Source organism: Polaribacter sp. (genome assembly GCF_965656025.1).
Lineage (GTDB): Bacteria > Bacteroidota > Bacteroidia > Flavobacteriales > Flavobacteriaceae > Polaribacter.
Genome location: NZ_CBFHJT010000107.1, coordinates 1 through 1,248 on the forward strand (window position 1 = coordinate 1; position 1,248 = coordinate 1,248).

A 1,248-nucleotide genomic window follows, 5' to 3' on the forward strand; every position below is an offset into this window, starting at 1 on the left:
GCCCATTCTGGTTCTGCCATTTTTTCCCAAACTCTATAAGCTTCTAATCGCCATTCGGTCATCCATTGGGGTTCGTTTTTCTTTTTAGAAATTGCACGAACAACATCCTCATTTAACCCAACAGGAAATGTATCACTTTCTATATCTGTATAAAACCCATATTTATATTCTTGGGTTTTTAATTCTTGTTCTAACTGTTCCTCAGTATATTTACTCATAATTTTTCTTTTTTTTCTCCTTCCATTTAGGAAGGTTGGGATAGGGTTTTAAAGAGAAAAACTCTCTCCGCACCCACAAGTTCTATTGGCATTTGGGTTATTAAATACAAAACCTTTTCCGTTTAAACCTCCAGAATATTCTAAAGTGGTACCTACTAAATATAAAAAGCTTTTTTTGTCTACAATAAGCCTTACATTGTTTTCTTCAAAAATTTTATCGTCTTCACTTTTTTTGTTATCAAAAGTTAAATCGTAAGATAAACCTGAACAACCACCACTTTTTACGCCAACTCTAACATAGTCTTTAGTTGCGTCAAAGCCATCATCTGTCATTAGTTCTATGACTTTCTTTTTTGCTGTGTCTGAAACTTTTATCATAATTTTAAATAGATTAAATCTAAATTGAGCACAAATATACAATATAAGTCGTAGAAATCCACAGAACTTTCATTATCAAAAACGATGTTGTTATTGGTTTTATTGATTATTTGTTAAAGGCAGGATTTTTAATAAAATCAGGGTCAGATAAAGTAAGTAAAAAAGCTTTTAAGTCTGCTTTTTCTTTGATTGATAAACCTACACCACCTTGATTTACTTTTTTCATTAAAGGATCTATAGTAGGCGATCTTTTCAAACCTTCTGAGTAATGATTGATTACATCGTCTAATGTAGCAAATCTGCCATCATGCATATAAGGTGCTGTGTATGCTAAATTTCTAATCGAGGGTGATTTAAATTTGCCATTATCATTGGGGTCTCCAGTAACTGCACCCAGACCTAAATCTGTAAAAGTTGCATCTAAACCATTGTTATGAAATTTGTTGTCTGTCCAAAGTGGGTTATTATTGCTTCCATGACAATGAAAACAATCTCCTTTTGCTTCGTCCATAAAAATAGCAAACCCGTTTTCTTCTTCAGTAGTTAACATGGCTTCTCCCAACAAATATTTATCAAACTTACTATTTCCAGAAATTAAGGTTCTTTCAAATTGCGCCAAGGCTTTGGTTACTAGAGTTGAATCTATTTTAGG

General features: G+C 32.5%; 2 protein-coding genes and 1 pseudogene. All 3 read right to left on the reverse strand.

Annotated features, from left to right (window positions below):
* Nucleotides 1-218: pseudogene (locus ACTG3S_RS13880) on the reverse strand (Fe-S cluster assembly protein SufB); the annotation flags it as partial.
* A gap of 48 nt (nt 219-266) precedes the next feature.
* Entirely contained in the window at nt 267-596 is a 330-nt protein-coding gene (locus ACTG3S_RS13885; protein ID WP_439129931.1) for a HesB/IscA family protein, read from the reverse strand.
* 106 nt (nt 597-702) lie between these two features.
* On the reverse strand, nt 703-1,248 hold a 546-nt coding region (locus tag ACTG3S_RS13890), incomplete at its 5' end, for a cytochrome-c peroxidase (protein WP_439129932.1).